The sequence below is a fragment of the Caballeronia sp. dw_276 genome (genome assembly GCF_018449635.1).
In the GTDB taxonomy this organism is placed as follows: domain Bacteria; phylum Pseudomonadota; class Gammaproteobacteria; order Burkholderiales; family Burkholderiaceae; genus Caballeronia.
In genome coordinates, this window is sequence record NZ_JAAVUV010000006.1 from 372,667 (window position 1) to 395,748 (window position 23,082).

At 60.5% G+C, this 23,082-nt stretch carries 18 protein-coding genes; 8 read left to right on the top strand and 10 right to left on the bottom strand.

The genetic code is table 11. The features are described 5' to 3' along the window. Positions 1 to 2: 2 nt before the first annotated feature. The 5 genes from iolD to HB633_RS15535 all read right to left on the bottom strand — a co-directional run bounded on the left by iolD (position 3) and on the right by HB633_RS15535 (position 7,054). Positions 3 to 1,865 carry a 3D-(3,5/4)-trihydroxycyclohexane-1,2-dione acylhydrolase (decyclizing) gene (gene iolD / locus HB633_RS15515; RefSeq protein WP_213778943.1) on the bottom strand — a complete coding sequence of 621 codons (1,863 nt, stop codon included), beginning with the start codon at positions 1,863 to 1,865 and terminating at the stop codon, positions 3 to 5. Further along, positions 1,862 to 3,853, bottom strand: coding sequence for a 5-dehydro-2-deoxygluconokinase (iolC, locus tag HB633_RS15520; RefSeq protein ID WP_213778944.1), 1,992 nt, complete (start codon positions 3,851 to 3,853; stop codon positions 1,862 to 1,864). Before iolC ends, iolD begins: the two co-directional genes overlap by 4 nt. Before the next feature lie 44 nt (positions 3,854 to 3,897). After that, positions 3,898 to 4,689, bottom strand: a complete 792-nt coding sequence (locus HB633_RS15525) for an ATP-binding cassette domain-containing protein (RefSeq protein ID WP_213778945.1) — start codon at positions 4,687 to 4,689, stop codon at positions 3,898 to 3,900. Between the two features lie 24 nt (positions 4,690 to 4,713). Further along, positions 4,714 to 5,877, bottom strand: coding sequence for an ABC transporter permease (locus HB633_RS15530; RefSeq protein ID WP_213778946.1), 1,164 nt, complete (start codon positions 5,875 to 5,877; stop codon positions 4,714 to 4,716). Positions 5,878 to 6,001: 124 nt separating this feature from the next. Continuing rightward, the gene (locus HB633_RS15535) at positions 6,002 to 7,054 is read right to left on the bottom strand and encodes a sugar ABC transporter substrate-binding protein (RefSeq protein ID WP_056354125.1); all 1,053 of its coding nucleotides are present in this window, start codon (positions 7,052 to 7,054) and stop codon (positions 6,002 to 6,004) included. Between the two features lie 210 nt (positions 7,055 to 7,264). Here HB633_RS15535 and HB633_RS15540 point away from each other — a divergent pair, with 210 nt between their 5' ends. From HB633_RS15540 to HB633_RS15555, 4 genes are read left to right on the top strand one after another with little or no spacing between them, the layout of a single operon-like run. Beyond that, the gene (locus HB633_RS15540) at positions 7,265 to 8,164 is read left to right on the top strand and encodes a MurR/RpiR family transcriptional regulator (RefSeq protein WP_213778947.1); all 900 of its coding nucleotides are present in this window, start codon (positions 7,265 to 7,267) and stop codon (positions 8,162 to 8,164) included. Further along, positions 8,154 to 9,152 (top strand): inositol 2-dehydrogenase, encoded by a 999-nt coding sequence (iolG, locus tag HB633_RS15545; RefSeq protein ID WP_213778948.1) that lies wholly within the window; start codon positions 8,154 to 8,156, stop codon positions 9,150 to 9,152. The genes HB633_RS15540 and iolG overlap by 11 nt, the downstream gene beginning before the upstream one ends. Continuing rightward, positions 9,149 to 10,168: a Gfo/Idh/MocA family oxidoreductase gene (locus tag HB633_RS15550; protein WP_213778949.1), complete on the top strand. Its 1,020-nt coding sequence runs from the start codon at positions 9,149 to 9,151 to the stop codon at positions 10,166 to 10,168. The genes iolG and HB633_RS15550 overlap by 4 nt, the downstream gene beginning before the upstream one ends. Before the next feature lie 54 nt (positions 10,169 to 10,222). After that, positions 10,223 to 10,450 (top strand): sulfurtransferase TusA family protein, encoded by a 228-nt coding sequence (locus tag HB633_RS15555; protein WP_213778950.1) that lies wholly within the window; start codon positions 10,223 to 10,225, stop codon positions 10,448 to 10,450. A gap of 84 nt (positions 10,451 to 10,534) precedes the next feature. Here HB633_RS15555 and galU read toward each other — a convergent pair whose 3' ends face one another. Both galU and HB633_RS15565 read right to left on the bottom strand, forming a co-directional pair. Beyond that, entirely contained in the window at positions 10,535 to 11,416 is an 882-nt protein-coding gene (gene galU, locus HB633_RS15560) for a UTP--glucose-1-phosphate uridylyltransferase GalU (protein WP_056354112.1), read from the bottom strand. Between the two features lie 212 nt (positions 11,417 to 11,628). After that, complete coding sequence (locus HB633_RS15565) at positions 11,629 to 14,499, bottom strand: valine--tRNA ligase (protein WP_213778951.1); 2,871 nt, start codon at positions 14,497 to 14,499, stop codon at positions 11,629 to 11,631. Between the two features lie 186 nt (positions 14,500 to 14,685). Here HB633_RS15565 and HB633_RS15570 point away from each other — a divergent pair, with 186 nt between their 5' ends. The 4 genes from HB633_RS15570 (at position 14,686) to HB633_RS15585 (ending at position 20,781) form a co-directional block, all read left to right on the top strand. After that, positions 14,686 to 17,055, top strand: coding sequence for a UvrD-helicase domain-containing protein (locus HB633_RS15570; RefSeq protein ID WP_213778953.1), 2,370 nt, complete (start codon positions 14,686 to 14,688; stop codon positions 17,053 to 17,055). Beyond that, positions 17,052 to 17,825 (top strand): 5'-methylthioadenosine/adenosylhomocysteine nucleosidase, encoded by a 774-nt coding sequence (locus tag HB633_RS15575; RefSeq protein WP_255580940.1) that lies wholly within the window; start codon positions 17,052 to 17,054, stop codon positions 17,823 to 17,825. Before HB633_RS15570 ends, HB633_RS15575 begins: the two co-directional genes overlap by 4 nt. A 431-nt stretch (positions 17,826 to 18,256) precedes the next feature. Beyond that, positions 18,257 to 18,766 (top strand): hypothetical protein, encoded by a 510-nt coding sequence (locus HB633_RS15580; protein WP_346730319.1) that lies wholly within the window; start codon positions 18,257 to 18,259, stop codon positions 18,764 to 18,766. 80 nt (positions 18,767 to 18,846) lie between these two features. Beyond that, positions 18,847 to 20,781, top strand: a complete 1,935-nt coding sequence (locus tag HB633_RS15585; protein WP_213779099.1) for a propionate--CoA ligase — start codon at positions 18,847 to 18,849, stop codon at positions 20,779 to 20,781. 41 nt (positions 20,782 to 20,822) lie between these two features. Here the strand turns inward: HB633_RS15585 and HB633_RS15590 are convergent, their stop codons facing one another. From HB633_RS15590 to HB633_RS15595, 3 genes are all read right to left on the bottom strand, one after another. Then, positions 20,823 to 21,347 (bottom strand): DNA-binding protein, encoded by a 525-nt coding sequence (locus tag HB633_RS15590; protein ID WP_213778957.1) that lies wholly within the window; start codon positions 21,345 to 21,347, stop codon positions 20,823 to 20,825. Then, positions 21,326 to 21,631, bottom strand: a complete 306-nt coding sequence (locus HB633_RS30880) for a hypothetical protein (protein ID WP_255580941.1) — start codon at positions 21,629 to 21,631, stop codon at positions 21,326 to 21,328. The genes HB633_RS15590 and HB633_RS30880 overlap by 22 nt, the downstream gene beginning before the upstream one ends. Positions 21,632 to 21,770: 139 nt before the next feature. Beyond that, a complete protein-coding gene (locus HB633_RS15595; RefSeq protein ID WP_213778959.1) occupies positions 21,771 to 23,024 on the bottom strand; it encodes an MFS transporter in 1,254 nt (417 codons plus the stop codon). Positions 23,025 to 23,082 lie beyond the last annotated feature (58 nt).

Genomic DNA, 23,082 nt, shown 5'->3' on the forward strand with positions numbered 1-23,082 from the left:
TGTTATTCCTTCGTGCGCTTCGAGCGCGCAGTGAGTCTTTTCTCATAGTCAGCGCGCGCCGCGCGCACCGTTTCACGCGATGACACTTCAGGCACGGCGACTTCCCACCACCAGCCGCCTTCTTCCGTGGGACGCGCGGGGTCGGTATCGATGCTGACAAGATACGATTTCGTCGATGCCCGCGCGCGTTGCATCGCGCCTTCGAGTTCATCGATATTCGCAACATGTTCCGCCGTCGCGCCGAGCGAGCGCGCGTGCATTGCGAAGTCGATGGCGGGCGCCCCATCGGGTCCCTGGCGGCTATCGGCCAGCAGGTTGTTGAACGGTGCGCCACCGCATGCTTGCTGCAATCGGTTGATGCAACCATAGCCGCGGTTATCGAGCAGCACGACGATGATTTTCGCGCCAAGCATCACGGACGTGGCGAGTTCGCTGTTCATCATCAGATAGCTGCCGTCGCCTACGATCACGATCACTTCACGCTCCGGCCGCGCGAGCTTCGCGCCCAGTGCGCCAGCTACCTCGTAACCCATGCACGAGTAACCATACTCGACGTGATACCCGCCTGGTGTGCTCGTGCGCCAGAGCTTTTGCAGATCGGCCGGCAAGGTTCCGGCTGCGCAAACCACAATGTCGTTCGAGGTCGATTGTTCGCTGGAACGCTGCACGGCGCCGATAACATCAGCTTCACGCGGCAAGCTGTTGTCCCGCTGCGGCGCGTTGGTCACGTGGTCGACAGTCGAACGCCACCTGTCTGCAAGCTCGTTCGCGCGTACAGTCCAGGGCGGTGACGCACGCCAGTCGCCGAGCGCTGCGCTCAACGCCTCAAGTGCGAGCCGTGCATCGGCTTCTACCGCCAGGGCGCCTTGTTTCAAGGCATCGAACGCGTTTGCATTGATGCCGACAAGCTGCGCCCACGCGAACAACGTGTTCGATCCCGTCGTGAAATCCTGCAGCCGCGTGCCCACCGCGAGCACACAATCGGCATCGTGTGCCAACGTATTCGCGGCTTCCGAACCAGTCACACCGATACCCCCAAGATTCAGCGGATGATTCCATTCGAGTGCGCCTTTTCCCGCCTGCGTTTCCGCGACGGGAATGCCATGACGTTCCGAGAAGGAGCGCAATGCTTCGGTTGCCAAACCATAAAGCACACCGCCGCCCGATACGAGCAATGGCTTTTTAGCCGCGCGCAATGCGTTGGCGGCGCGCGTGATGTCATCGGCTGCGGGCGAGGGTGCGTGGAACGAAACCACGCGCGGTTCGAAGAACGATTCGGGATAGTCGTACGCCATTGCCTGCACGTCTTGCGGCAACGCGAGCGTGACGGGACCGCACAACGCGGCATCGGTCAATACGCGGATCGCGCGAGGCAGCGCGCTCAACAATTGCGCGGGATGCACGATGCGGTCGAAGTAACGCGAGACGGGTTTCAACGTATCGTTCGCGGACACGTTGCCATCGGCGAAATCCTCCACTTGTTGCAGGACGGGATCGGGCGCACGCGACACGAAGATATCACCGGGCAGCAACAACACAGGCAAGCGGTTCACGTGCGCCAACGCAGCGGCGGTCACAAGATTCGTCGCGCCCGGGCCAATGGATGTGGTCACCGCCATCATCCTCCGGCGAAAATTCGCCTTCGCATATGCGATGGCCGCATGCGCCATGGCCTGTTCGTTGTGCGCGCGAAAAGTCGGCAAGGTCTCGCGATGCGCGTACAACGCCTCGCCCAAACCCGCAACATTGCCGTGGCCGAAGATCGCAAAAACGCCGCCGAAGAGCGGCTCGCCATCCTCGGTCCGTTGCGCCGCAAGGTAGCGGACCAGTGCCTGCGCGGTGGTCAAACGGATCGTGCTGTTCATGCTGCCTGCTCCGCGGTGGCTTTCGATTGCTGGGCGGCACGCGCGTCTTTCCAGGCGTCGATCAGCGTTTCGAACGTGCGCCGCACGCGTGCGATGAGCTCGGCATCATCGATGGTCCCGGCAAGCCACGCGTGACTCGGCTCATGAAAGATCGTGCGGCCGACGGTAAACCCGCGACATGTCTTCGATAACGCCGCCGGTTTGAACCCTTCGCAAAGCTGATCGACCGCCGCCGATAACCCCAGCAGCACCACGCCGCGACACGCCGGATCACGCTCGGCGATCAACGCATCGACCGCTTGCCATTGCGTTGCGCTCATTGGTTCGAGCTTCCACCACTCGGGATAAATGCCGAGGTTATACAGCCGTTTCAATGACCGCAGCGCGGTGTCTTCCGCAATCGGCGGACCGTTTTTCGGCACGATCACTTCGAGCAGCAACTCGTGGCCGCTCGCCTGAACCGCGTCGTACAGCGTGCGAATCTGCGCTTCTTGTTCAAGACGGATATCGTGAGGATGATCGGGGTGATAGTGGACCAGGCACTTCGCGACATGCTCGCGCGGCCATTCGATCAACGTGGTTCCGATCGACCGGCCGTGATCGAACACAAGCGGCATGGAACCGGGCAATTCAACGGGCCGGCCGATCCACCAGCCGCGGCCGGTCGCGGCGTTCAGCGCGTCCTGACCATAGCGGTCATCGATCAAAACACCAATACGTCCTTCAAGTCCGCGTTCTTTTTCGGTCTGCGCGACGGCTTCCACGAACAAGCCCTTGAGCGCGGCGATACGGGTTTCGTCCGCGCCGGTTTGCTGCGCAAGATCGAAGAACTGGTTGCGATGATCGAAGGCGAAACCCAGCACTTCATCCCATTGTTTTCGAGCTGGCGTCACGCGATGCAAACGCGCAAGCGTCGCATCGCGATCGGGGCGGCGCATGCGGATGGGATCGGCGCGGGCGGCTTCCAGGAAGTAGCTGAGCTCGGCAGGTGTGGGCATGGCCGGCGCGCAACCGTGACGCGAGACCACCAGCCCGCCGCACGCGTTGGCCGTGCGGGCGCAGACCTCCATGGGCTCGTCGCGTAGCCATCCGGCGAGGAAACCTGCGGCGAACGCATCGCCGGCGCCAAGCACGTTCAGGACTTCGACTTCCACGCCGCCATGAACGGGTGCATCGTCTATCGACACGGGAATGTCGCCTTCGATGATCGAGCAGCCCATCGGTCCACGTTTAACGACAAGCGTTGCGCCGGTGACGGAACGAACCGCCGTCAACGCTTCGATCAGCGTGTCCTTGCCGCCGGCAATCCGGAACTCTTCTTCCGTGCCGATCACGAGGTCCATCAGCGGCAGGATGCCTTGCAAATGCGCGGTGACGCCATCGTTCGCGACGAACCTGGTTTCGCCATCGGCCTTGCCGGTCAAACCCCACAGCACTGGCCGATAATCGATATCGAGCACCGTTCGAACCTGATTGCGGCGTGCGTAATCCAGCGCGCGCCGGCTCGTGCGGTTCACTTGATCCGTGGAGAAGTGCGTGCCCGTAATCAGCAGCGCTTTCGATGACGCTATGAACGCTTCATCGAAGTCGTTTTCATCGACCGCCATATCCGCGCAATCATCGCGATAGAACACGAGCGGGAACGTATCGCGATCCTCGATGCCGAGCAGCACGAGACCCGTCAGCCGGTCGTGGTCGATGCGTACGTGACTCGTGTCGCACCCTTCGCGCTCCAGCGTCTCGGTAAGAAAGCGGCCCATGTGATCGTTGCCGACGCGCGAGAGCATCGCGGATTTGAGACCGAGTCGCGCGCACCCGAACGCAATGTTCGCCGACGACCCGCCCAGGTATTTCGCGAAGCTCGATACATCTTCGAGCCGTGCGCCGACTTGCTGCGCGTAGAGATCGACCGCAAGCCGTCCGAGACACACAATGTCCCGCGTTCGCCCCGCGGCGAATCGCGATCCGGTTGATGAATGCAATGCCATGTCCGATCCTTTGAATAGATGAAAACTCGCGAAGCCGCCCGTCTTCACGCCGGGGCGTCTTCCAGTTCGCTCATCATTTGCTGCATCTCGGCGCCGCCCGCCATCATGTCGAGGACTTCGTTCTTCGTGATCGTGTCTTTGGTGAACGTGCCCATTGAACGTCCGCGATTGAGCAGCGTGAACGAATCGCCGATGGGATACGCGTGATGTACGTTGTGCGTGATGAAGATCACGGAAATGCCTTTCGCGCGCGCTGTATGGATCAGGCGCAGCACGTTGAACGATTGCTTGACGCCGAGCGCGGCCGTGGGTTCATCGAGGATCAGAACGCGTGCGCCGAAATGAATCGCGCGTGCAATCGCGAGGCATTGCTTCTCGCCGCCTGACATGGTGCCGATAGGTTGATGCGCATCGCGAACATTGATGCCCATTTCGGAAAGACGCGCAGTCGATGTTTCTGCCGCGAGGTCGAGATCCATTACGTTCAAGAAGCCGAAGAGCTTCTTTTGCGGCTCGCGTCCCATGAAAAAATTACGCGCGACGGATAACAGCGGCACGAGCGCGAGATCCTGGTACACCGTCGCGATACCCATGTCGAGCGCTTCCTTGGGCGAGCCGAACTGCACGGGTTTCCCATCGACGAGATATTCGCCGGAAGAGGGCGTGTGAACGCCCGCGAGCGTCTTGATCAACGTGGATTTGCCCGCGCCGTTGTCGCCCAGCAGGCAATGCACTTCGCCGCGCTTCAAACGCAGGGTCACGCCGTTCAGCGCGATCACGCGGCCGAAGAATTTGCTGACGTTTTCCAGCGCGAGAATGGTGTCTTGTTCAGCCATGACCGTTCCCCTTATTGAGCTTGTTTATTGAGCCTGCGAGACGCGACGACGCACGTAGTGATTGAACAGCACGGCGATCAGCAGCATCACGCCGAGGAACACGCGGAACCAGTCGGAGCTGACGTTCGTGTACGTGATGCCGATCTGCACCACGCCGAAAATCAGCGCACCAAAGCACGCGCCGATCACCGATCCATATCCGCCCGTGAGCAAGGTCCCGCCGATCACCGCCGCGATGATCGCTTCGAATTCCTTCTGCAGGCCGCGATCGGCCGCCGCCGAGCCGATGTCGCACACTTGCAGCACGGCAAAGAGGCACGAGCAGAACGCAGTCAGCACGAACAGAGAAATCTTCACGCGCCGCACCGGCACGCCGACGTTCTTTGCTGCATTTGCATCGCCGCCGACTGCGAGAATCCAGTTGCCGAATCGCGTCTTGGCAAGCACGAACGCGCTGACCGCGGCGAGTCCGAGCCACCACAAAATGACCTTGGGAATGCCGGGCACGAGCGGTTCGCCGCTATCGAGCAACTTGCCGATACCCATGTGCCCGAGCCACGAAAAAAGTCCATGCAACGCGACGCCATGAAACAGCGTGTTCGCAAGCCAGTCGTTCTGCGCGAGATCGCCGACGCCCGAAATGATCGTGCGGTCCGCGAAGAGAATGGAGAGTGCGAGCGTAAGACCCCGCAAGATGAACAAGAACGCCAGCGTGACGATGAACGATGGCAACCGCGTCTTCACGACCAGATACCCGTTCAACGCGCCAAGCAGCATGGAACAGACGAAGGCGAACAGGATCGCAACAGACAATGGCCAGTGAAAATACACTGATGGAATTGCGACCATCATGCCGGCGAAACCGATCATCGAACCGATGGACAGATCGAACTCGCCCGCGATCATCAAGAGGCATGCGCCGACCGCAAGCAGGCCAAGATACGCCGCGACCTGCGACCAGTTCATCACGCCGTCTAGGTTGAACATGCCCGAGCTTCCAGCGCCCACACCGAACACAATGAACACGAGCACGGCGCCGGATATGGCCGCGAATTCCGGGCGGTTCAAGATGTGGCCGAACCAGGATTGCCGCCTGACGCGTTCATCGGCGGGAATGGTCGTGGCCGGCGTGTTTGCGGAATCGGCCGGATTGGAAAGGGGAGGAACGTGCTTGCCGGCTATACCCATGATGGCTCCTTGAAGCGCGCGGCCGGCCGCCTGAGCGGACCCGGGCGGCGGCGCGTTGAGAGAAAGCGGGTGCTGCGGACGGTCGCGTCAGGTCAAGGAAGACCTGACAGCCGTCTGCATTTAATTACCGATATTGGCCTGCGAACTTCAAGACCTTGTCGATGTTGTCCTTCGTGATGAAGCCCGGACCCGAACGAATGTTCTTCGGGCCGTATGAAGGCTCGAGGCCATACGTCGCGAGGCGCGCCTTGAACTTCGGATTGGCTTCGAGGATCTGGCGGATCTTCACCGGATCGGTGGTCTTGTCCTTCTTCACAATCGCCAGCACGGCGACCGGGATATAGCCCTGCAAGTACGGCTGCTGATCGATTGCGAACTGGATCGTGCCGGCTTGAATGGCTTTGGCGATGTCATCGGAAAAGTCGAAGGTTGCAAACCAGATCTTCTTTTCCAGGCCCATCTGCTGCACGGCTTTCAACGTGGCCGATGCGGGCGTCGGCCCGAGCGTCAGGATGGCCTGCGTGTTCGGATGGTTGCGCAAATACGCGCTGACTTTCGACTGGATCTCGGTTGGGTCTTGCCCTGAGTCGAGCGTCGACGGTTTGTAATCGACGCCGATGGCATCGGCGAAACCACGGCAACGATCGAACGAGACCACGTTGGTCGCCAGATGGTTGACGCACAGGAACGACTTGATGCCCGCGGCCTTTGCCTTCTCGCCGGCCGCTTTCCCCGCGACATATTCCGGCTGGCCGATATGCATGATCGCGCCGAGCTGCGCGCTTTGCTCTTCGGTGCCCGAGTTGATCGTGACGAGCGGAATCTTCTTGGCCGTCACCTTGTTCATCGAACTCTTGAGTACGTCGAAATCCGCGATGGTCACGATCACACCATCGTAATTACGTGCCGCCGCCTGTTCGATCAAGCGCGACATGTCGGCGAGATCGCCGTTGGGCGGGTTGCGGTAATCCGTCTCGACGTTGAAGTCCTCGTCGGCTTGTTTGATGGCGTTCTTGATCGTGTTCCACCACGAGTCTGAATCCGGCGCGTGGCTGATCAAAACGAAATGGGCGTCTGGAGCCGCGTGGGCCGCCTGGCTGCTCAGTGCCGCTGCGCCGCACAAGGCGGCAGCCGCCGCGAGCGCGCGCAGGGCGGCTCGGCCATTGCAAAGTCTCATTGTCTCCACCTATCTCGGTTGTTTTTCTGGATGAGCAACAGGCGTGGTGGTCAGCGTTCACGTCCCCTCGCTCACGACCAAGATTAGGACAAGTCACATCGCTATGCAATAGGAAGTTTAACTACCCGATGTTTGGAAAATTCATTCCATTTGTTGTGCGAGGTATCTATAATCGGTTGCATCGAATATGGGAAATACGAAGAGCGCGGCATGAAGGAAGACACGCAAGACATTCAGGAAGCAACAACGCAGACGCAGACCGTCGACGAGCTGATGCAACGCATCACCGAAGCTTACGATGCGCTTCCGCGCCAGTTGAAAAGCGTGGCCACATATATAGAGCAGCATCGCAGCAACGTGATGATGGATCGCACCGGAGACATTGCGGCTGCGTGCGGCGTGCATCCGTCTGCGGTCGTGCGCTTCGCGCAGCGCTTCGGTTTTTCCGGCTTCTCTGACCTCCAGGCGATTTTCAAGCAGGCGTACACGGGCCAGAACGGCTCGGCGCAAAGCTACCAGCAGCGAATCAGAAAACTGATCGATGAAAAACCCGGCAAGTTGTCGGGCGGGTCGGTCGCGCGCGAATTTATTGCGGCGAGTCAAAGCGGGCTCGCCGAACTCGAAGCAGGTCTCGACGACGAACAATTCGAAGCCGCCGTGAAGATGTTGCAGCAAGCCGAAAACATCTACGTGATCGGGGTGCGGAGATCGTTTCCGGTGGCGAGTTATATCGTCTATGCGCTGCAGCATACGGCCAAGCGCGTGCATCTTGTCTCGGGCTTTGGCGGCATGTATCGCGAGCAGATTCGCAGCGTGAAAAAAGGCGATGTGGTGATCGCGATCAGCTTCGCGCCGTACGGCAAGGAGACGCAATACTGCGTGCGCGCGGCGCAGCATCACGGCGCCAAGACTTTAGTCATTACCGACGGCCAGCTTTCGCCGCTCGCGCGTCACGCGAGCGCGCATTTGTTCGTGAAGGAGGGCAGCGCGTTTGCGTTCCGCTCGCTCACGAGCACGATCTGCCTGTGCCAGGCGCTGTTTATCGCGCTTGCGTACCGGCTTGAATTGAACGTAGAAGAATCAAGGGAGACAGGCGGCTATGACGATTGATGTAGCAGTTTTTGGAGCAGGGCGGATCGGCAAGATCCATGCGGCGAATCTGGCGAAACAGCCGGGCGTGCGCCTGAAGTATGTAGTCGATGTCAACAAGGAAGCCGCCGCTGCTTTGGCAGCACTGCACGGCGCGCAAGTGGCGGACGTGGAAGGCGCGCTCGGCGATGCGTCCATCGGCGCGACCGTTGTGTGTTCAAGCACCGATACCCATGCCGACCTGATCATGAAATCGGCGGCGCAGAAGAAACATGTGTTCTGCGAAAAGCCCGTGGACCTGACGCTCGAGCGCGCACGCGCTTGCGCCGATGCCGTTGCGAAAGCCGGCGTGGTCTGCATGATCGGCTTCCAGCGCCGCTTCGATCCGACGTTCTCCGCGCTGAAGGCGCGCGTGGAGGCGGGTGAAATCGGCGATCCGGAAATGCTGGTTGTCACGAGCCGCGACCCGGGCGCGCCGCCGGTTGAGTACATCAAGCATTCGGGCGGCATTTTCAAGGACATGCTGATCCACGACTTCGACATCTTCCGCTGGATGCTCGACGACGAAGCCGACACGCTGCACGCCACCGGAAGCTGCCTGAGCGACCCGGCGATTGCGGATGCTGGCGATATCGATTCGACGGCCGTCACGATCCGCACCAAACGCGGCCGCCTGTGCCAGATCAACACAACACGGCGCGCGGCGTACGGTTACGACCAGCGCTTCGAATTGCTCGGCAGCAAAGGCATGCTGCAGGCAGGCAACGTCCGGCCGACGGAAGTCACCGCGTACTCGAAGACGGCGGTATCGAACGATGTTCCCGAGGCGTTTTTCCTCGAGCGATACCGCGCGGCGTACGCGCTGGAAATCGCCCATTTCTTCGATGCCGTCCAGGAAGGCAAACCGGTCCGCACGACGGTCGCCGACGGACTGAAAGCGCTGGAACTCGCCGATGCCGCCACGCGTTCATGGCGCGAAGGTACGATCATCAAGCTGGGCGCGGCATGAAAGCCACGGTGCGGATCGGCATAGTCGGATTGGGACGGCTCGGCCAGCGCCACGCGCGCAATCTCGCGTGGCACGTGCCCGGCGCGACGCTCGCCGCCGCGTGCAGCCCGGTTGCGGCCGAACGTGAATGGGCGGCGGAAAACCTGCCCGAACTCACGCTTCACGACGACTACGCGTCGTTGCTGCAGGACCCATCGCTCGATGCCGTCTGGCTCGTCACGCCTACGTCCTTGCACGCCGACCAGATCATCGCGGCGTTGCGGGCCGGCAAGCACGTGTTCTGCGAGAAGCCGTTGTCGCTGGATCTTGCGCAGTGCGATCGGGTTATCGAAGAAAGCGCGCGGTTTCCCGACCTTCAGGTGATGATTGGTTTCGTGCGTCGTTTCGATGCCAGTTATCGCGACGCCTTCAACAAGATTCGCGAAGGCGCGATCGGCCGGCCGTTCATGGTTCGCTCGCAAACCGTCGATAAAAACGATCCCGACGGCTTCTTCGTGCGGTTTGCGCCGACATCGGGCGGTTTGTTCCTAGATTGCAGCGTGCACGACATCGACCTCGCACGCTGGATGCTCGGCAATCCGAAGGTCACGCGCGTGTTTGCAAGCGGCACGATCGCGATCCACGAAGGCCTGGCCGAATGCGGCGACATCGATAACGGCGTTGCCATCTGCGAGTTCGGAGGCGGCCAGATGGCGGTTTTCCATGCGTCGCGGACAAGTGCGCACGGCCACGATACCCAGACGGAAGTCGTGGGAACGGGCGGGGCGTTATCGGTGGGAAACAATCCGCGGGCAAATCGCGTGGAAATTTTCGATGCCACCGGCATCCGCAACGAATGCACGCCAACCTTCTTCGAGCGCTTCGAACACGCGTTCCTGAACGAGGCAGAAGCGTTTGTGGCCGCGCTCAACGGCGGTCCGGCAACGGGTCTCACGCTTGAAGATGCGCGCGAAGCGACACGCATTGGCATTGCAATGAGGGAATCCCTTGCCAAGGGCGAAGCGGTGAATTTTTAGGCAGTGGGGTAAAATCGAACTCTTACAAAAGCAAGTTCGAACAAGGCTCATCCGATGGAAGTGCACAAGGAAGTCGACGCGCGCGGGCTCATGTGTCCGCTGCCCATCTTGCGGGCGAAGAAGGCGCTGTCCGACATGCAAAGCGGTCAGATACTGAAGGTCCTCGCGACCGATCCTGGTTCCCAGCGCGACTTTGCCGCGTTTTCGAAGCAGACCGGTAATGAACTGGTGGAATCGTCGTCGCACGACAAGGTTTTCACTTTTCTGATGCGGCGGCGTTAAACGGCGTGGCTGGATAAAAAAATGCCCATGATAAAAATCATGGGCATTTTTTCTGGGGCGCCGCAAAGGCGCCCGAAGCCAGCTTCATCCAACCAGATGCGGCGAGCGCGTATCCAGATATTCCTGGAAGTCAGCCGCAACTTCCGGGTGACGCAGCGCAAATTCCACCGTCGCCTTCAGATAACCGAGCTTGCTGCCGCAGTCGAAACGCGTGCCGTGGTACTTGTACGCGAGCACTTGTTCATCGGCGAGAAGGGATTGGATTGCGTCCGTCAACTGCAGTTCGCCGCCGGCACCCGGCTTCAATGCGCGGATATGGTCGAAAACGCGCGGCTTCAGCACATAACGGCCGACCACACCGAGATTCGACGGAGCGACAGCCGGTTCCGGCTTTTCCACGATGCCCGACAACTTGAAAATATTGTCTTCCCACTCTTTCCCGTCGATAACACCGTACGACTTCGAATCCTGAGCCGGGATTTCTTCCACGCCGATCACCGAGCTGTGATAGTGATCGAACACTTCGATCATCTGCGTCATCACTGGCGGCGTGCCGTACAACAAGTCATCGGCGAGGATGACGGCGAACGGGTTGTCGCCAACCAGCTTTTCCGCACACAACACCGCGTGGCCCAGACCGAGCGCTTCCGCCTGGCGCACGTAGAAACAGTCCACGTGGCTCGGCTTGATGCTGCGAACGAGGTCGAGCAGCTTCTGCTTGCCGCGCGCTTCCAGTTCGGCTTCGATCTCATACGACTTGTCGAAGTGATCTTCGATAGCGCGCTTGCTGCGCCCGGTCACGAAGATCATTTCCGTTATGCCGGCCGCCATGGCCTCTTCAACCGCGTACTGAATCAGCGGTTTGTCGACAACGGGCAGCATTTCCTTCGGGCTGGCCTTGGTCGCGGGGAGGAACCGGGTACCGAGACCCGCAACCGGGAAAACCGCTTTCGTAACTTTTAGCATTTGATGACCCTGATCCTCTTATCGTGTTTAAACGTCAAGCCTGAAATTCGTGGGCGGCAAGCCACTGCCATGATGCAGGTTGATGCGTTAATAAAAAAGTGCGACGAGATTAATTCTTTCCAGCGTCAAAACTGCACTTTGCTATAGACGGAACAAGACATGGGTTAGTTTCCGGTCGTGCCTTGGCGTTCAGGTCGGCTCGCTGGGAATTCTCAAGCCGGCAAACGTGAAAGCTGTGCTTTCAGCTTGTCGGCCGCCGATTCGAATTCCGCGAGCCGCTTGCGTTCCTGTTCAACCACGGCGGCCGGTGCGCGAGCTACAAAACTTTCATTTTCCAGCTTTACGCGCGCACGGCCGATTTCCTGCGTCAAGCGATCCACTTCCTTCGTGAGGCGTTCGCGTTCTGCAGCAACATCGATTTCGACCTTCAGCACCAACTTGTTCGATCCTACGATAGCAACTGGCGCGCCACTTGCCTCTGCGTCGAGCGCGGTTTCGTCGGCGATGATCTTCACTTCCGACAAACGCGCCAGCGCCTGGACATAAGGCGCGAACGATTTCAGCTGCGCTTCGTCGCCCGTTGCCAGCAGCGGCACTTTCACTGCCGGCGACAAATTCATCTCGCCGCGCAGATTACGACATGCATCGATGACACCCTTCAGTTCGGCTGCCCACTGTTCTGACGATTCGTCGATTTTCGACGGCTGCGCCTGAGGGTAGCGCTGAATCATGATCGACGTTGTTTCGCCGCCATTTGCGAGCTGCGGATACAGGTCCGTCAGCGGCGCAACCTTCTGCCACAAGGCTTCCGTGATAAACGGAATGATTGGGTGAGCCAGGCGCAGCACGGTTTCCAGTACGCGGAGCAGAGTGCGGCGCGTCGCGCGCTGCTGCTCGGGCAGGCCATTCTGGATCTGCACTTTCGCCAGTTCCAGGTACCAGTCGCAGTACTCGTCCCAGACGAATTTGTAGATCGTGCTTGCCACGTTGTCGAACCGGTAATCCGCGAAACCCTTCGCCACGTCCGCTTCCACGCGCTGCAGCAGCGACACGATCCAGAAGTCCGCCTGCGAGAAATGCAGGTAGCCGCCCGGGCCGCAACCACCGGCTTTGCATTCTTCCGGTTTGCCGAAACCACAGTCGTGGCCTTCGGTGTTCATGAGCACAAACCGTGTAGCGTTCCACAGCTTATTGCAAAAATTACGATATCCCTCGCACCTTGCCAGATCAAAATTCACGTTGCGACCGAGCGTGGCCATTGACGCCATTGTGAAGCGCAAAGCGTCCGTGCCATAAGGCTGGATTCCGTCCGGGAATTCCTTGCGGGTTTTTTTCTCGATCTTCTCGGCCTGCTTCGGGTTCATCAGGCCCGTAATGCGCTTGGCGACGAGCGTTTCCAGATCGATCCCGTCGACTATATCGATCGGATCGAGCGTGTTGCCCTTGCTCTTCGACATCTTCTGGCCTTCGGCGTCGCGCACGAGGCCATGGACGTAGACCGTGCCGAAAGGAACCTGACCGGTGAAATGCGTGGTCATCATCACCATCCGGGCGACCCAGAAAAAGATGATGTCGAAACCGGTCACAAGCACCGAAGAAGGCAGGAAGTGCTTCAGTTCCGGCGTTTGCTCCGGCCAACCCAGCGACGAAAACGGCACCAGCGCGGACGAAAACCATGTGTCGAGCACGTCGTCGTCGCGTTTCAGCGTGCCGGTATAGCCTTTCCCGGTCGCTTCCGCGCGTGCTTCGGCTTCTGTTTTCGCGACGAAGATCTCGCCGTTCTCACCGTACCACGCGGGGATTTGATGGCCCCACCAGAGTTGGCGGGAAATACACCAGTCCTGGATATTTTCGAGCCACTGGTAATAGGTGTTCGACCAGTTTTCAGGCACGAACTTGATCTCGCCGCTGCGCACGACGTCGAGCGCCGTTTTCGCAATCGATTTGCCCGGATGGAACGTGCCTTCCGGTGCCGGTTTGCTCATGGCCACGAACCACTGGTCCGTCAACATGGGCTCGATCACCACGCTCGTGCGGTCGCCGCGCGGCACCATCAGCGTGTGCGGCTTGACGGATTCCAGCAGGCCGAGCGCTTCCAGGTCGGCTACGACCTGCTTGCGGGCATCGAAACGATCCAGTCCACGGTATTTTTCCGGCGCGTTGTCATTGATCCTGGCGTCGAGAGTGAGGATCTCGATCATCGGCAGCTTGTGGCGCAGGCCGACCTGATAGTCGTTGAAATCATGCGCAGGCGTGACCTTCACCACGCCGGTTCCGAACTCGCGATCCACGTAATCGTCCGCAATCACCGGAATCTCGCGATCCGACAACGGCAGCATCACCGTCTTGCCGATCAGATGCGCATAACGCTCGTCTTCCGGATGGACCATCACGGCGGTGTCGCCCAGCATGGTTTCCGGGCGCGTGGTGGCTACGGTCACGTGGCCCGAGCCGTCCGGAAGCGGGTAGTTGATATGCCACAAATTGCCGGCTTCTTCCTCGCTGACCACTTCCAGGTCGGACACAGCCGTGCCCAGCACCGGATCCCAGTTCACCAGCCGCTTCCCGCGATAAATCAGGCCCTGCTTGTAGAGCGTGACGAACACATCCTGCACGGCGGCCGACATCTTGTCGTCCATCGTGAAATATTCGCGCGACCAGTCGATGGACGCGCCCAGCCGGCGAACCTGTCCCGTGATGGTCGAGCCTGATTGCTGTTTCCATTCCCAGACGCGTTTCAGAAATTCCTCGCGGCCGAGATCGTGGCGCGAGATGCCTTTGGCGTCCAGTTGACGCTCGACGACGATTTGCGTCGCGATGCCCGCGTGGTCCGTGCCCGGCAGCCACATGGTGTTCTCGCCAAGCATGCGGTGATACCGCGTGAGGCTGTCCATGATGGTCTGGTTGAATGCGTGACCCATGTGCAGCGTGCCGGTGACGTTCGGCGGCGGGAGCTGGATCGAGAAGTCTTTCTTCCCTTCGTCGAGAGTGGGCGCGGCGTAACCGCGCTTTTCCCATTCCGGTCCCCAGTGGGACTCGATGTTTTGGGGCTCGAAACTCTTCGCAAGCGTGTTGTCACTCATGGGGTGGGATCTGCCGAAAAATGCGTAAAAAAGAAGCGGGGGTCGAACAGCGACATCGGTGAATTATAAGGTCTTACCGGACCGGCAGCCGATTTAGGCGCTCCAGGGCGGCTTGAGCGCTGATCGTTTCGAAAACGTGTCCGGTCGCGCGGTCTTATAATGTTCGACCCACCGGAAGACTCGCCCATGCCCGATCTGCTTGCCAATCTGAACCCCGAACAACTTGCCGCCGTCACGCTGCCAAACGAGCCGGCGCTCATCCTGGCGGGCGCGGGCAGCGGGAAAACGCGCGTCCTGATCACGCGCATAGCGTGGCTGATCCAGCAGGTTTATGCGTCGCCGCAAACCATTCTTGCCGTCACGTTCACGAACAAGGCCGCCAAGGAAATGATGGCGCGGCTGACGGCCATGATGCCCATCGATACGCGCGGCATGTGGATCGGCACCTTTCACGGCCTGTGCAACCGCATGCTGCGCGCGCATTTCCGCGATGCCGGCCTGCCCCAGGCGTTCCAGATCCTCGATACGGCGGACCAGCTCTCGGCCATCAAGCGGCTGATGAAGGGCCTGAATATCGACGACGAAAAGTATCCGGCGAAAAACCTCCAGTACTTCATCAACAACGCGAAGGAACAAGGGCTGCGACCAAAAGACGTGGACGCCACCGACGCCTTCAATATGAAGTTCGTCGAGTTGTACGCGGCGTACGAGCAGCAATGCCAGCGCGAAGGCGTGGTGGACTTTCCCGAGCTTTTGCTGCGCTGCTACGAGCTGCTTGCGCACAATCCGCCGCTGCGCGCGCATTACCAGGCGCGCTTTCGCAACATCCTGGTCGATGAGTTCCAGGACACGAACAAGCTGCAATACGCGTGGCTCAAGATCCTGGCGGGCGAGCACAACGCCATCTTCGCGGTGGGCGACGACGATCAGTCCATCTACGCGTTCCGTGGCGCGAACGTCGGCAACATGCATGACTTCGAGCGCGAATTCCACGTGCGAAACATGATCAAGCTGGAGCAGAACTATCGCTCGCATGGTCATATTCTCGATACCGCCAACTTCCTGATAGCGAAAAATTCGCGGCGGCTGGGCAAGAACCTGCGTACCGATGCCGGTCACGGCGAACCAGTGCGCGTGTACGAAGCCGCGACCGATACGCAGGAAGCCGGGTGGATTGTCGAGGAGATCAAGGCGCTGATTCATGCGGGCGCCGCACGTGGCGAGATTGCGATCCTGTATAGAAGCAACGCGCAGTCGCGGACCATCGAACATACGCTCGTGAATGCGGGCATTGCGTATCGCGTGTATGGCGGCTTGCGGTTCTTCGAGCGCCAGGAAGTGAAACACGCGCTCGCGTATCTACGCCTGATCGACAACCCCAACGACGACACCGCGTTCTCCCGCGTCGTGAATTTCCCGACGCGTGGTATTGGCGCCAGGTCGATCGAACAACTCGCCGATGCCGCGCGTCTCTACAACTGCTCCATGGCCGCGGCCGTGCCCTATGTGGCCGGCAAGGCGGGTTCGAGCCTCGCGAATTTTGCGCAGTTGATCGGCAAGATACGCGCGGAAACGCAGCACATGAGCTTGCCGGAAACAGTGGAGTACGTGGTTCGCGCGAGCGGTCTCGCGACGCATTACGAGAACGAACGCGAAGGTCAGGACCGGCTTGAGAACTTGCAGGAAGTGGTGAACGCGGCGGCGGCGTTCGTGCAGGAGGAGGGCTACGGGCTCGATACCCCCGCGCGTTCCATCCCGCTGCGTCCAGGCGCTACGAACGCGCCGGAAATTGGCGTGGCCACGGATGATCCGGCCGTCGATGTGCTCGATCCCGAAAGCCCCGCCGATCCCGCGCAAAACCCCGACACCATGACGCCGCTGGCGGGATTCCTGTCGCATGCATCGCTCGAGGCCGGCGACAACCAGGCGCAAGCCGGCCAGGACGCCGTGCAACTGATGACAGTGCACGCGGCGAAGGGTCTCGAGTTCATGGCGGTGTTCATCACCGGGCTGGAAGAGGGCTTGTTTCCGCACGAAAACAGCGCGCAGGAAAGCGACGGGCTCGAAGAGGAACGGCGCCTGGCATACGTGGCGATCACGCGGGCGAAGGAGCGGTTGTACTTATCGTTTGCACAGAGCCGGATGTTGCATGGCCAGACGCGCTACAACATCCGCTCCCGTTTCTTCGATGAACTCCCGGAAGAGTCGCTCAAATGGCTCACGCCGAAAGTGGAAGCGGGCGCGCGTTGGGGCGGCCGGGCGGACAACGCCGGCTGGGGCCGCGACTGGTTTGCGCGTCCGGGGCAGGAACGCGGGGAACGCGCCGCGTACACGGACCCCGATGCGGGCAAACCGTTGCCCGCGTTCGCCAACAACCAGCGCGCGGCGGACACCGGGTTCAAGATCGGCCAGCCGGTCTTCCACAACAAGTTCGGCGAAGGCACGGTGATCGCGCTGGAAGGCGCGGGAACCGACGCGAAGGCGCAGGTCCGCTTCAAGCGTCATGGCGAGAAATGGCTCGCGTTGGCGGTGGCGAAATTGCAGGCGGTCGAATGACGAAGGCAACAAGCGGCGCGGGTTTGCTCGGCATCATGGCCGCGTTGCCGCAGGAACTGGGCGATCTTATCGATGCAATGCGTCTTGCCGGGAATGTTCGCACCGAGGTCATCGGGCGGCGCGAATATCACGTCGGGACGGCGCATGGCGTGCCTTGCGTAGTGACGCTGGCGCGCGTTGGCAAGGTGGCTGCGGCGGCTACGGCGAGCGCGCTGATCCATGTGTTTGGCGTCGAGGCAATCGTGTTCACGGGCGTCGCGGGCGGCGTTCGGGAAGACGTGCGGGTGGGCGATATCGTGATCGGCGATACGCTGCTGCAGCACGATCTGGATGCATCGCCGTTGTTTCCGCGCTTCGAGGTGCCGTTGCTCGGCATGGCGCGTTTTGCCGCAAATGCGGAATTGAGCGATGCGCTGGCAAAGGCCTGCATCGCCTTTCTCGCCGATGAACACGCGACGCTCGAAGCGCGGTTCGGTGTGCATCCGCCGCGTTTGCATCGCGGGCTGATTGTGAGCGGGGACCGGTTTGTATCGAGTCACGCCGAGGTGAACGCGCTTCGCGTCGCGTTGCCCGATGCGCTCGCCGTCGAGATGGAAGGCGCCGCGCTCGCCCAGGTCTGCTACGAGTACGACGTGCCGTGCGCGGTGGTACGAACCGTGTCCGATACCGCCGACGCCGACGCGCCCGAATCATTCCTCGATTTCCTGCACGCGCTGGGCGGCGCGTATTCTTCGGGCATCTTGCGACGGTTCCTGGCCGCGCGCGCTTAAACCCCGTCTTTTCTCTTCTTCAACGCTATAGCGCTGCTCTCTGCAGCGCGTTCGGCTTTTCAGTTTCCCCGCAACAACGCCTCCAATCGTTTCCGAACGGTCCTGCCCCAAAATTCCCGCTTGTAAGTGAGAATGATTCTCAATTACAATGCATCGGACGACAGGAGGTCCACTTTGACCCAAACGACGCCCGAATTGCCCGGTTTGATGCACGTTTCGTCGCCCGATCTCGGCCGGGCAACGCAGGTTATATCCGTCAACGCGGCGCGTGTGATCGAGACAACTCGCCACGCCTGGCTCGGCGACGCTTCAAAAGCCGCATCAAAACCCGCGACGCACAGCGCCAAGCAAGCCCGGCGGCCCCGCTTTTTGCGCCGCCCAATGGTCGCGAACCTGGCTTTAGTGATGAATTTCTGGAGTACGAGACCGCTGTGATCGCCATCCAATCTCAAACTGCAACATCAGCGACGTCCGCACCGCAAACGATCAATCCGTCCGATGTCCCCAACCAGCGCATGCACGACGCCAGCCGTTTTCCGCTCGTGCGCTTGCGCCGCCGCTCGGTGCAGCCCGGTTACGCCTTCGCATGGGGCGCCGAAATGCAGCGCCTGCTCGCGCTGAAGGCGCCGTTCGTGATCGTCGCGGAGTATTGCACGGACGAACCCGCCGACGATCTTCGCCTGCGCTCCGCCTGGCTGCGATCGAACCGGGCCGCCCTGGCGATGTATTGCCGTGGCCTGATCGTGATCGAGCCACGCATCGAGGCACGGGCATCGACACGCGAAACCGTGCGCGGCATGTGCGAGGGCAGCGGGTTGCGCATGGTCGTGGTGTCGGGCATGCGCGTGGCGAACGAACTTGCGCCCGTGCTGCTCAAGCACTCGGGTCCGGACCTCTCGAAACCGCCTTCCATCGATAAACCCCGTCTCCAGATGCCGTGACGCGGGATCAAATCAGGGCCGTCCCTCTCTAGCACGGCCTTACCGGCTGAACTATGCTCAGGAGCAATTCGCCACGCCCGATGATCCGGGCGCGGCGATTCCGCTACCCGACAGAGGTTCGAATGCCGACTTATCGTGAAGCTCACCGCCGTTCGATCGACGATCCCGAATCATTCTGGGGCGAACAGGCCAGGCGCATCCATTGGGAAACGCCGTTCGATCAGGTGCTCGATCGCAGCAATCCGCCGTTTGCGCGCTGGTTTGTCGGCGGCAAGACGAACCTCTGCTACAACGCCGTCGACCGTCATCTCGCCTCGCGCGCGCAACAGAACGCGCTCGTGTATGTATCGACGGAAACGGGCATCGAGCGGCGTTATACCTACGCCGAACTGCACGGCGAAGTGAACCGGATGGCCGCTGTCATGCGCTCGCTCGGCGTCAAGCAGGGTGAACGCGTGCTGATCTATTTGCCGATGATCCCCGAAGCCCTGTTCGCAATGCTGGCGTGCGCGCGGCTCGGCGCGGTGCATTCGGTCGTGTTCGGCGGCTTCGCGGCGCCGAGCCTGGCGGCGCGCATCGATGACGCCACGCCCGTCCTGATCGTCACCGCCGATGCCGGCGCGCGCGCGGGCAGGGTGATCGATTACACGCCCCTCATGGATGAAGCGCTGGCACGCGCGGAGCACAAGGTGGCGAACGTGTTGTTGATCGACCGGCAACTTGCGCCTGAACGGTTGCAGGCGCCGTATCTGGTCGATTACGAACCGCTGCGCGAACAGTTCTTCGATGCCCAGATTCCATGCGTATGGCTCGAGTCGAACGAACCTTCGTACGTGCTTTACACGTCCGGGACGACCGGCAAACCGAAGGGCGTACAGCGCGACGTGGGCGGGTACGCGGTGGCGCTGGCGGCGTCGATGGAACACATCTTCCAGGGCAAACCCGGCGACACCATGTGGACCGCGTCGGACGTGGGCTGGGTGGTCGGGCACAGCTACATCATCTACGCGCCGCTGATTGCCGGGCTGACCACAGTCATGTACGAAGGCACGCCCATTCGCCCGGATGGCGGGATCTGGTGGCGCATCATCGAGCAGCACAAGATCAACCTGATGTTCACTGCACCAACCGCGCTGCGCGTGCTGAAGAAGCAGGACCCGAAGCTGATGGAGCAGGCGGATTTATCGAGTTTGCGCACGCTGTTTTTAGCCGGCGAACCGCTTGATGAACCCACCGCGCAATGGATCCAGGGCGCGCTGAAAAAGCCGGTCGTCGATAACTACTGGCAAACCGAAACCGGCTGGCCGATGATCGCCATTCCACGCGGCATTGAAGCGTTGCCGCCAAAACTGGGATCTCCCGGGGTGCCGTCGATGGGCTTCGCCTTGACCGTGCGCAACGAAGCAACCGGTGACATTTGTGCGGCAGGCGAGAAGGGCGTGATCGCGCTCGACTACCCGTTGCCGCCCGGCTGCATGCAAACCGTCTGGGGCGACGATTCGCGGTTCATCAAGACTTACTGGCAGAGCATTCCCGGCCATCAGTTGTATTCGACCTTCGACTGGGGCGTCACCGACGAAGACGGCTACGTTTCCATTCTCGGACGTACCGATGACGTGATCAACGTCGCCGGGCACAGGCTAGGGACGCGCGAAATAGAAGAGGCAATCAGCAGTCATCGGGCGGTGGCGGAGGTTGCGGTTGTAGGCGTTGCCGATCCGGTCAAAGGGCAGGTCGCGCTGGCGTTCGTTGTTTTGCGCGATGCGCAGGCGCTGGACCAAGAGGGCGCACGCGAAGCACTGGAAGCGGAACTTGCACGCAGTGTCGATTCACAGCTTGGGGCGATCGCCCGTCCCGCCCGCGTGCATTTTCTTGCGATGCTGCCCAAGACGCGCTCGGGCAAGCTGCTTCGACGCGCGATCGCAGCGCTGGCCGAAGGCCGCGACCCCGGCGACTTGCCGATGATCGAAGACGCCGGGGCGTTGGTGCAGGTGAAAGAGGCTTTGACGCGATAATGAAACGTTCCGGGTGCGCCGCCCGGAACGCTTTTGTTCCTTCAACGAACCAGCTTTTGCAAGGCCGATTGCGTCTTCGGCGATCCATGCACCGCTTCCTTCGCCAGGTTGATTTGCATGGTTGTAGCCGCGACTTCATGCACGGCCCGCTCGAGTTGATACGTTCCCCGGGCGTTGAGCCAGTCCAGAATTTCCGCCAGATGCCAGACCACCGCGCTGCCTTCGTGAACCGGTGCAGGAAAAGTCGAAGGATTCGCGAGCATCAGCTTGCGCATGTTCTGGCGCGTGACGCCGATGGTATCGGCGACGTCGGTCAGGCCCACAAAATCCGGCGATGCCTCCACCAGCGTGGCTGATGGAACGGCTGATTTCACGTCCTTCAATGCGCTCATCAACGCAGCTTCCGCGCTGTCCGCTTCGCGCGTAAATTCGAGTGCGATGCGACCCGCTTGTCCGATGCCAATCAATGCGTCGTCGCATCCGGCGGCGCCAAGACGCCCGATCAATTCCTCGTGATCGCAGTCGCTTTCCGATAGCCGATATTTCAGTGTGAACGTGTATTCCATGGCGCAAATTCAAGTAAGACCGCTGATTGCTGGGAAACCTTTTCTGGCTGGAACGCGCAATTGTCCACTACGCGTCTGATCGCCCGCGCGTGATTGACCGCGTTCTTGGGCGTGCTCCAGATGCTGGTGATACAAAACTCGCCACAACGGCAAGTAGCCTCGTTGAATGGACAGTACATCCGTCCCCACGCGTGGCTGGCGCCTGGTTCAACGCGCCACCCGTGCGATTCAGCATGCCGCAGTGCTTCTTCAATTTCCTTCTTCTGATGCTTCGAACGAGTCATCCTTAGCTCCATAGTAGAAGCGCCGCCCAAAGTTGTCAAGTGACAACCTTGGGCGGCGCTGGAACATCGAAACGAAAACTCGTTTTGGAGTCGTGCTTTCGCCGGCCGTGTGCCTGTCCTGCTCACACGACCGGAAACATCACGCGGGTGCCGATACCTTTTTCTCCCGGGTATTAGGCAGCAAGATGGTCAGGACTCCGATCAGCGGCAGGAACGAACAAACCTTATAGACATAGTCGATGCTCGTCGCGTCAGCCAGATGGCCAAGGACCGCCGCGCCAATACCGCCCATGCCGAACGCGAAGCCGAAGAACAGGCCTGCGACCATGCCGACCTTGCCGGGAACCAGTTCGGTCGCATAAACCAGGATGGCCGAGAACGCCGACGCCAGGATCAGCCCGATCACAACGGAAAGCACGCCGGTCCAGAACAGGTTGGCGAACGGCAACATCAGCGTGAAGGGCGTCACGCCCAGGATCGATACCCAGATCACGACTTTGCGGCCGATCTTGTCGCCAACAGGACCCCCTACGATGGTGCCGACGGCGACTGCCGCGAGAAACCAGAAAAGGTGAACCTGCGCTGTTTCGATCGACAAATGAAACTTGCTGATGAGATAAAACGTGAAGTAGCTGGTAATGCTCGCAAGATAAAAATACTTCGAAAATGTGAGCACCATCAGGACGGTCATCGCAATGATCACCTTGCTGCGGGGCAATGCCGACACCACGGCGGTATGACGCGCTTTCTTCACAGCAGGATGACGCTGATACCACCGTCCGATATTGAACAACACAAAAATCGCGAGCAGCGCTGCCGCCGAAAACCACGCAATGCTGCGTTGTCCATGGGGCATGATGACCAGGGCAGCCAGCAAAGGTCCGAGCGAACTCCCCGCGTTGCCGCCGACCTGAAACACCGACTGCGCAAGGCCGTGCCGCCCGCCGGACGCCATGCGTGCCACGCGCGATGATTCCGGATGGAATATCGAAGATCCGCAACCCACCAGTGCCGCTGCTATCAACAAGACCGAGAAGCTTCCTGCCATCGACATCAATAACAAGCCGCACAGCGTGAATCCCATGCCGACAGGTAACGAATACGGTTTTGGATGTTTGTCGGTGTAAAGGCCGACGAGCGGCTGCAATAACGACGCCGTAATTTGATACGTCAGCGTGATCAGGCCGATTTGCCCGAACGAGAGGGAAAACTCGCTTTTGAACATCGGGTAAATGGCGAGAATCAGCGACTGGATCATGTCGTTGAGCAGATGCGCGAAACTGATCGCGCCCAATACTGGAAATACGGTGCGGGGAGCGGCCGTGATCGGCGAACTCGCCGAACTCAAGGGAGGCGCGGCGCCAAGTGCGTTTTTATCGATGCTGGTCTGCATGGGAAAGGGCTGGAGAAGTCGCGCGTTGCATTTGCTATTCGCCTTAACCACCGGCGGA

Coding starts and splice junctions, on each gene's coding strand:
- HB633_RS15590 (WP_213778957.1), bottom strand. CDS start 21,347: ATGGAATACACGTTCACACTGAAATATCGGCTATCGGAAAGCGACTGC.
- HB633_RS15525 (WP_213778945.1), bottom strand. CDS start 4,689: ATGGCTGAACAAGACACCATTCTCGCGCTGGAAAACGTCAGCAAATTC.
- HB633_RS15585 (WP_213779099.1), top strand. CDS start 18,847: ATGATCCGGGCGCGGCGATTCCGCTACCCGACAGAGGTTCGAATGCCG.
- HB633_RS15535 (WP_056354125.1), bottom strand. CDS start 7,054: ATGAGACTTTGCAATGGCCGAGCCGCCCTGCGCGCGCTCGCGGCGGCT.
- HB633_RS15575 (WP_255580940.1), top strand. CDS start 17,052: ATGACGAAGGCAACAAGCGGCGCGGGTTTGCTCGGCATCATGGCCGCG.
- HB633_RS15540 (WP_213778947.1), top strand. CDS start 7,265: ATGAAGGAAGACACGCAAGACATTCAGGAAGCAACAACGCAGACGCAG.
- HB633_RS15550 (WP_213778949.1), top strand. CDS start 9,149: ATGAAAGCCACGGTGCGGATCGGCATAGTCGGATTGGGACGGCTCGGC.
- galU (WP_056354112.1), bottom strand. CDS start 11,416: ATGCTAAAAGTTACGAAAGCGGTTTTCCCGGTTGCGGGTCTCGGTACC.
- HB633_RS15565 (WP_213778951.1), bottom strand. CDS start 14,499: ATGAGTGACAACACGCTTGCGAAGAGTTTCGAGCCCCAAAACATCGAG.
- HB633_RS15530 (WP_213778946.1), bottom strand. CDS start 5,877: ATGGGTATAGCCGGCAAGCACGTTCCTCCCCTTTCCAATCCGGCCGAT.
- HB633_RS15555 (WP_213778950.1), top strand. CDS start 10,223: ATGGAAGTGCACAAGGAAGTCGACGCGCGCGGGCTCATGTGTCCGCTG.
- iolD (WP_213778943.1), bottom strand. CDS start 1,865: ATGAACAGCACGATCCGTTTGACCACCGCGCAGGCACTGGTCCGCTAC.
- HB633_RS15595 (WP_213778959.1), bottom strand. CDS start 23,024: ATGCAGACCAGCATCGATAAAAACGCACTTGGCGCCGCGCCTCCCTTG.
- iolG (WP_213778948.1), top strand. CDS start 8,154: ATGACGATTGATGTAGCAGTTTTTGGAGCAGGGCGGATCGGCAAGATC.
- iolC (WP_213778944.1), bottom strand. CDS start 3,853: ATGGCATTGCATTCATCAACCGGATCGCGATTCGCCGCGGGGCGAACG.
- HB633_RS15570 (WP_213778953.1), top strand. CDS start 14,686: ATGCCCGATCTGCTTGCCAATCTGAACCCCGAACAACTTGCCGCCGTC.
- HB633_RS30880 (WP_255580941.1), bottom strand. CDS start 21,631: ATGACTCGTTCGAAGCATCAGAAGAAGGAAATTGAAGAAGCACTGCGG.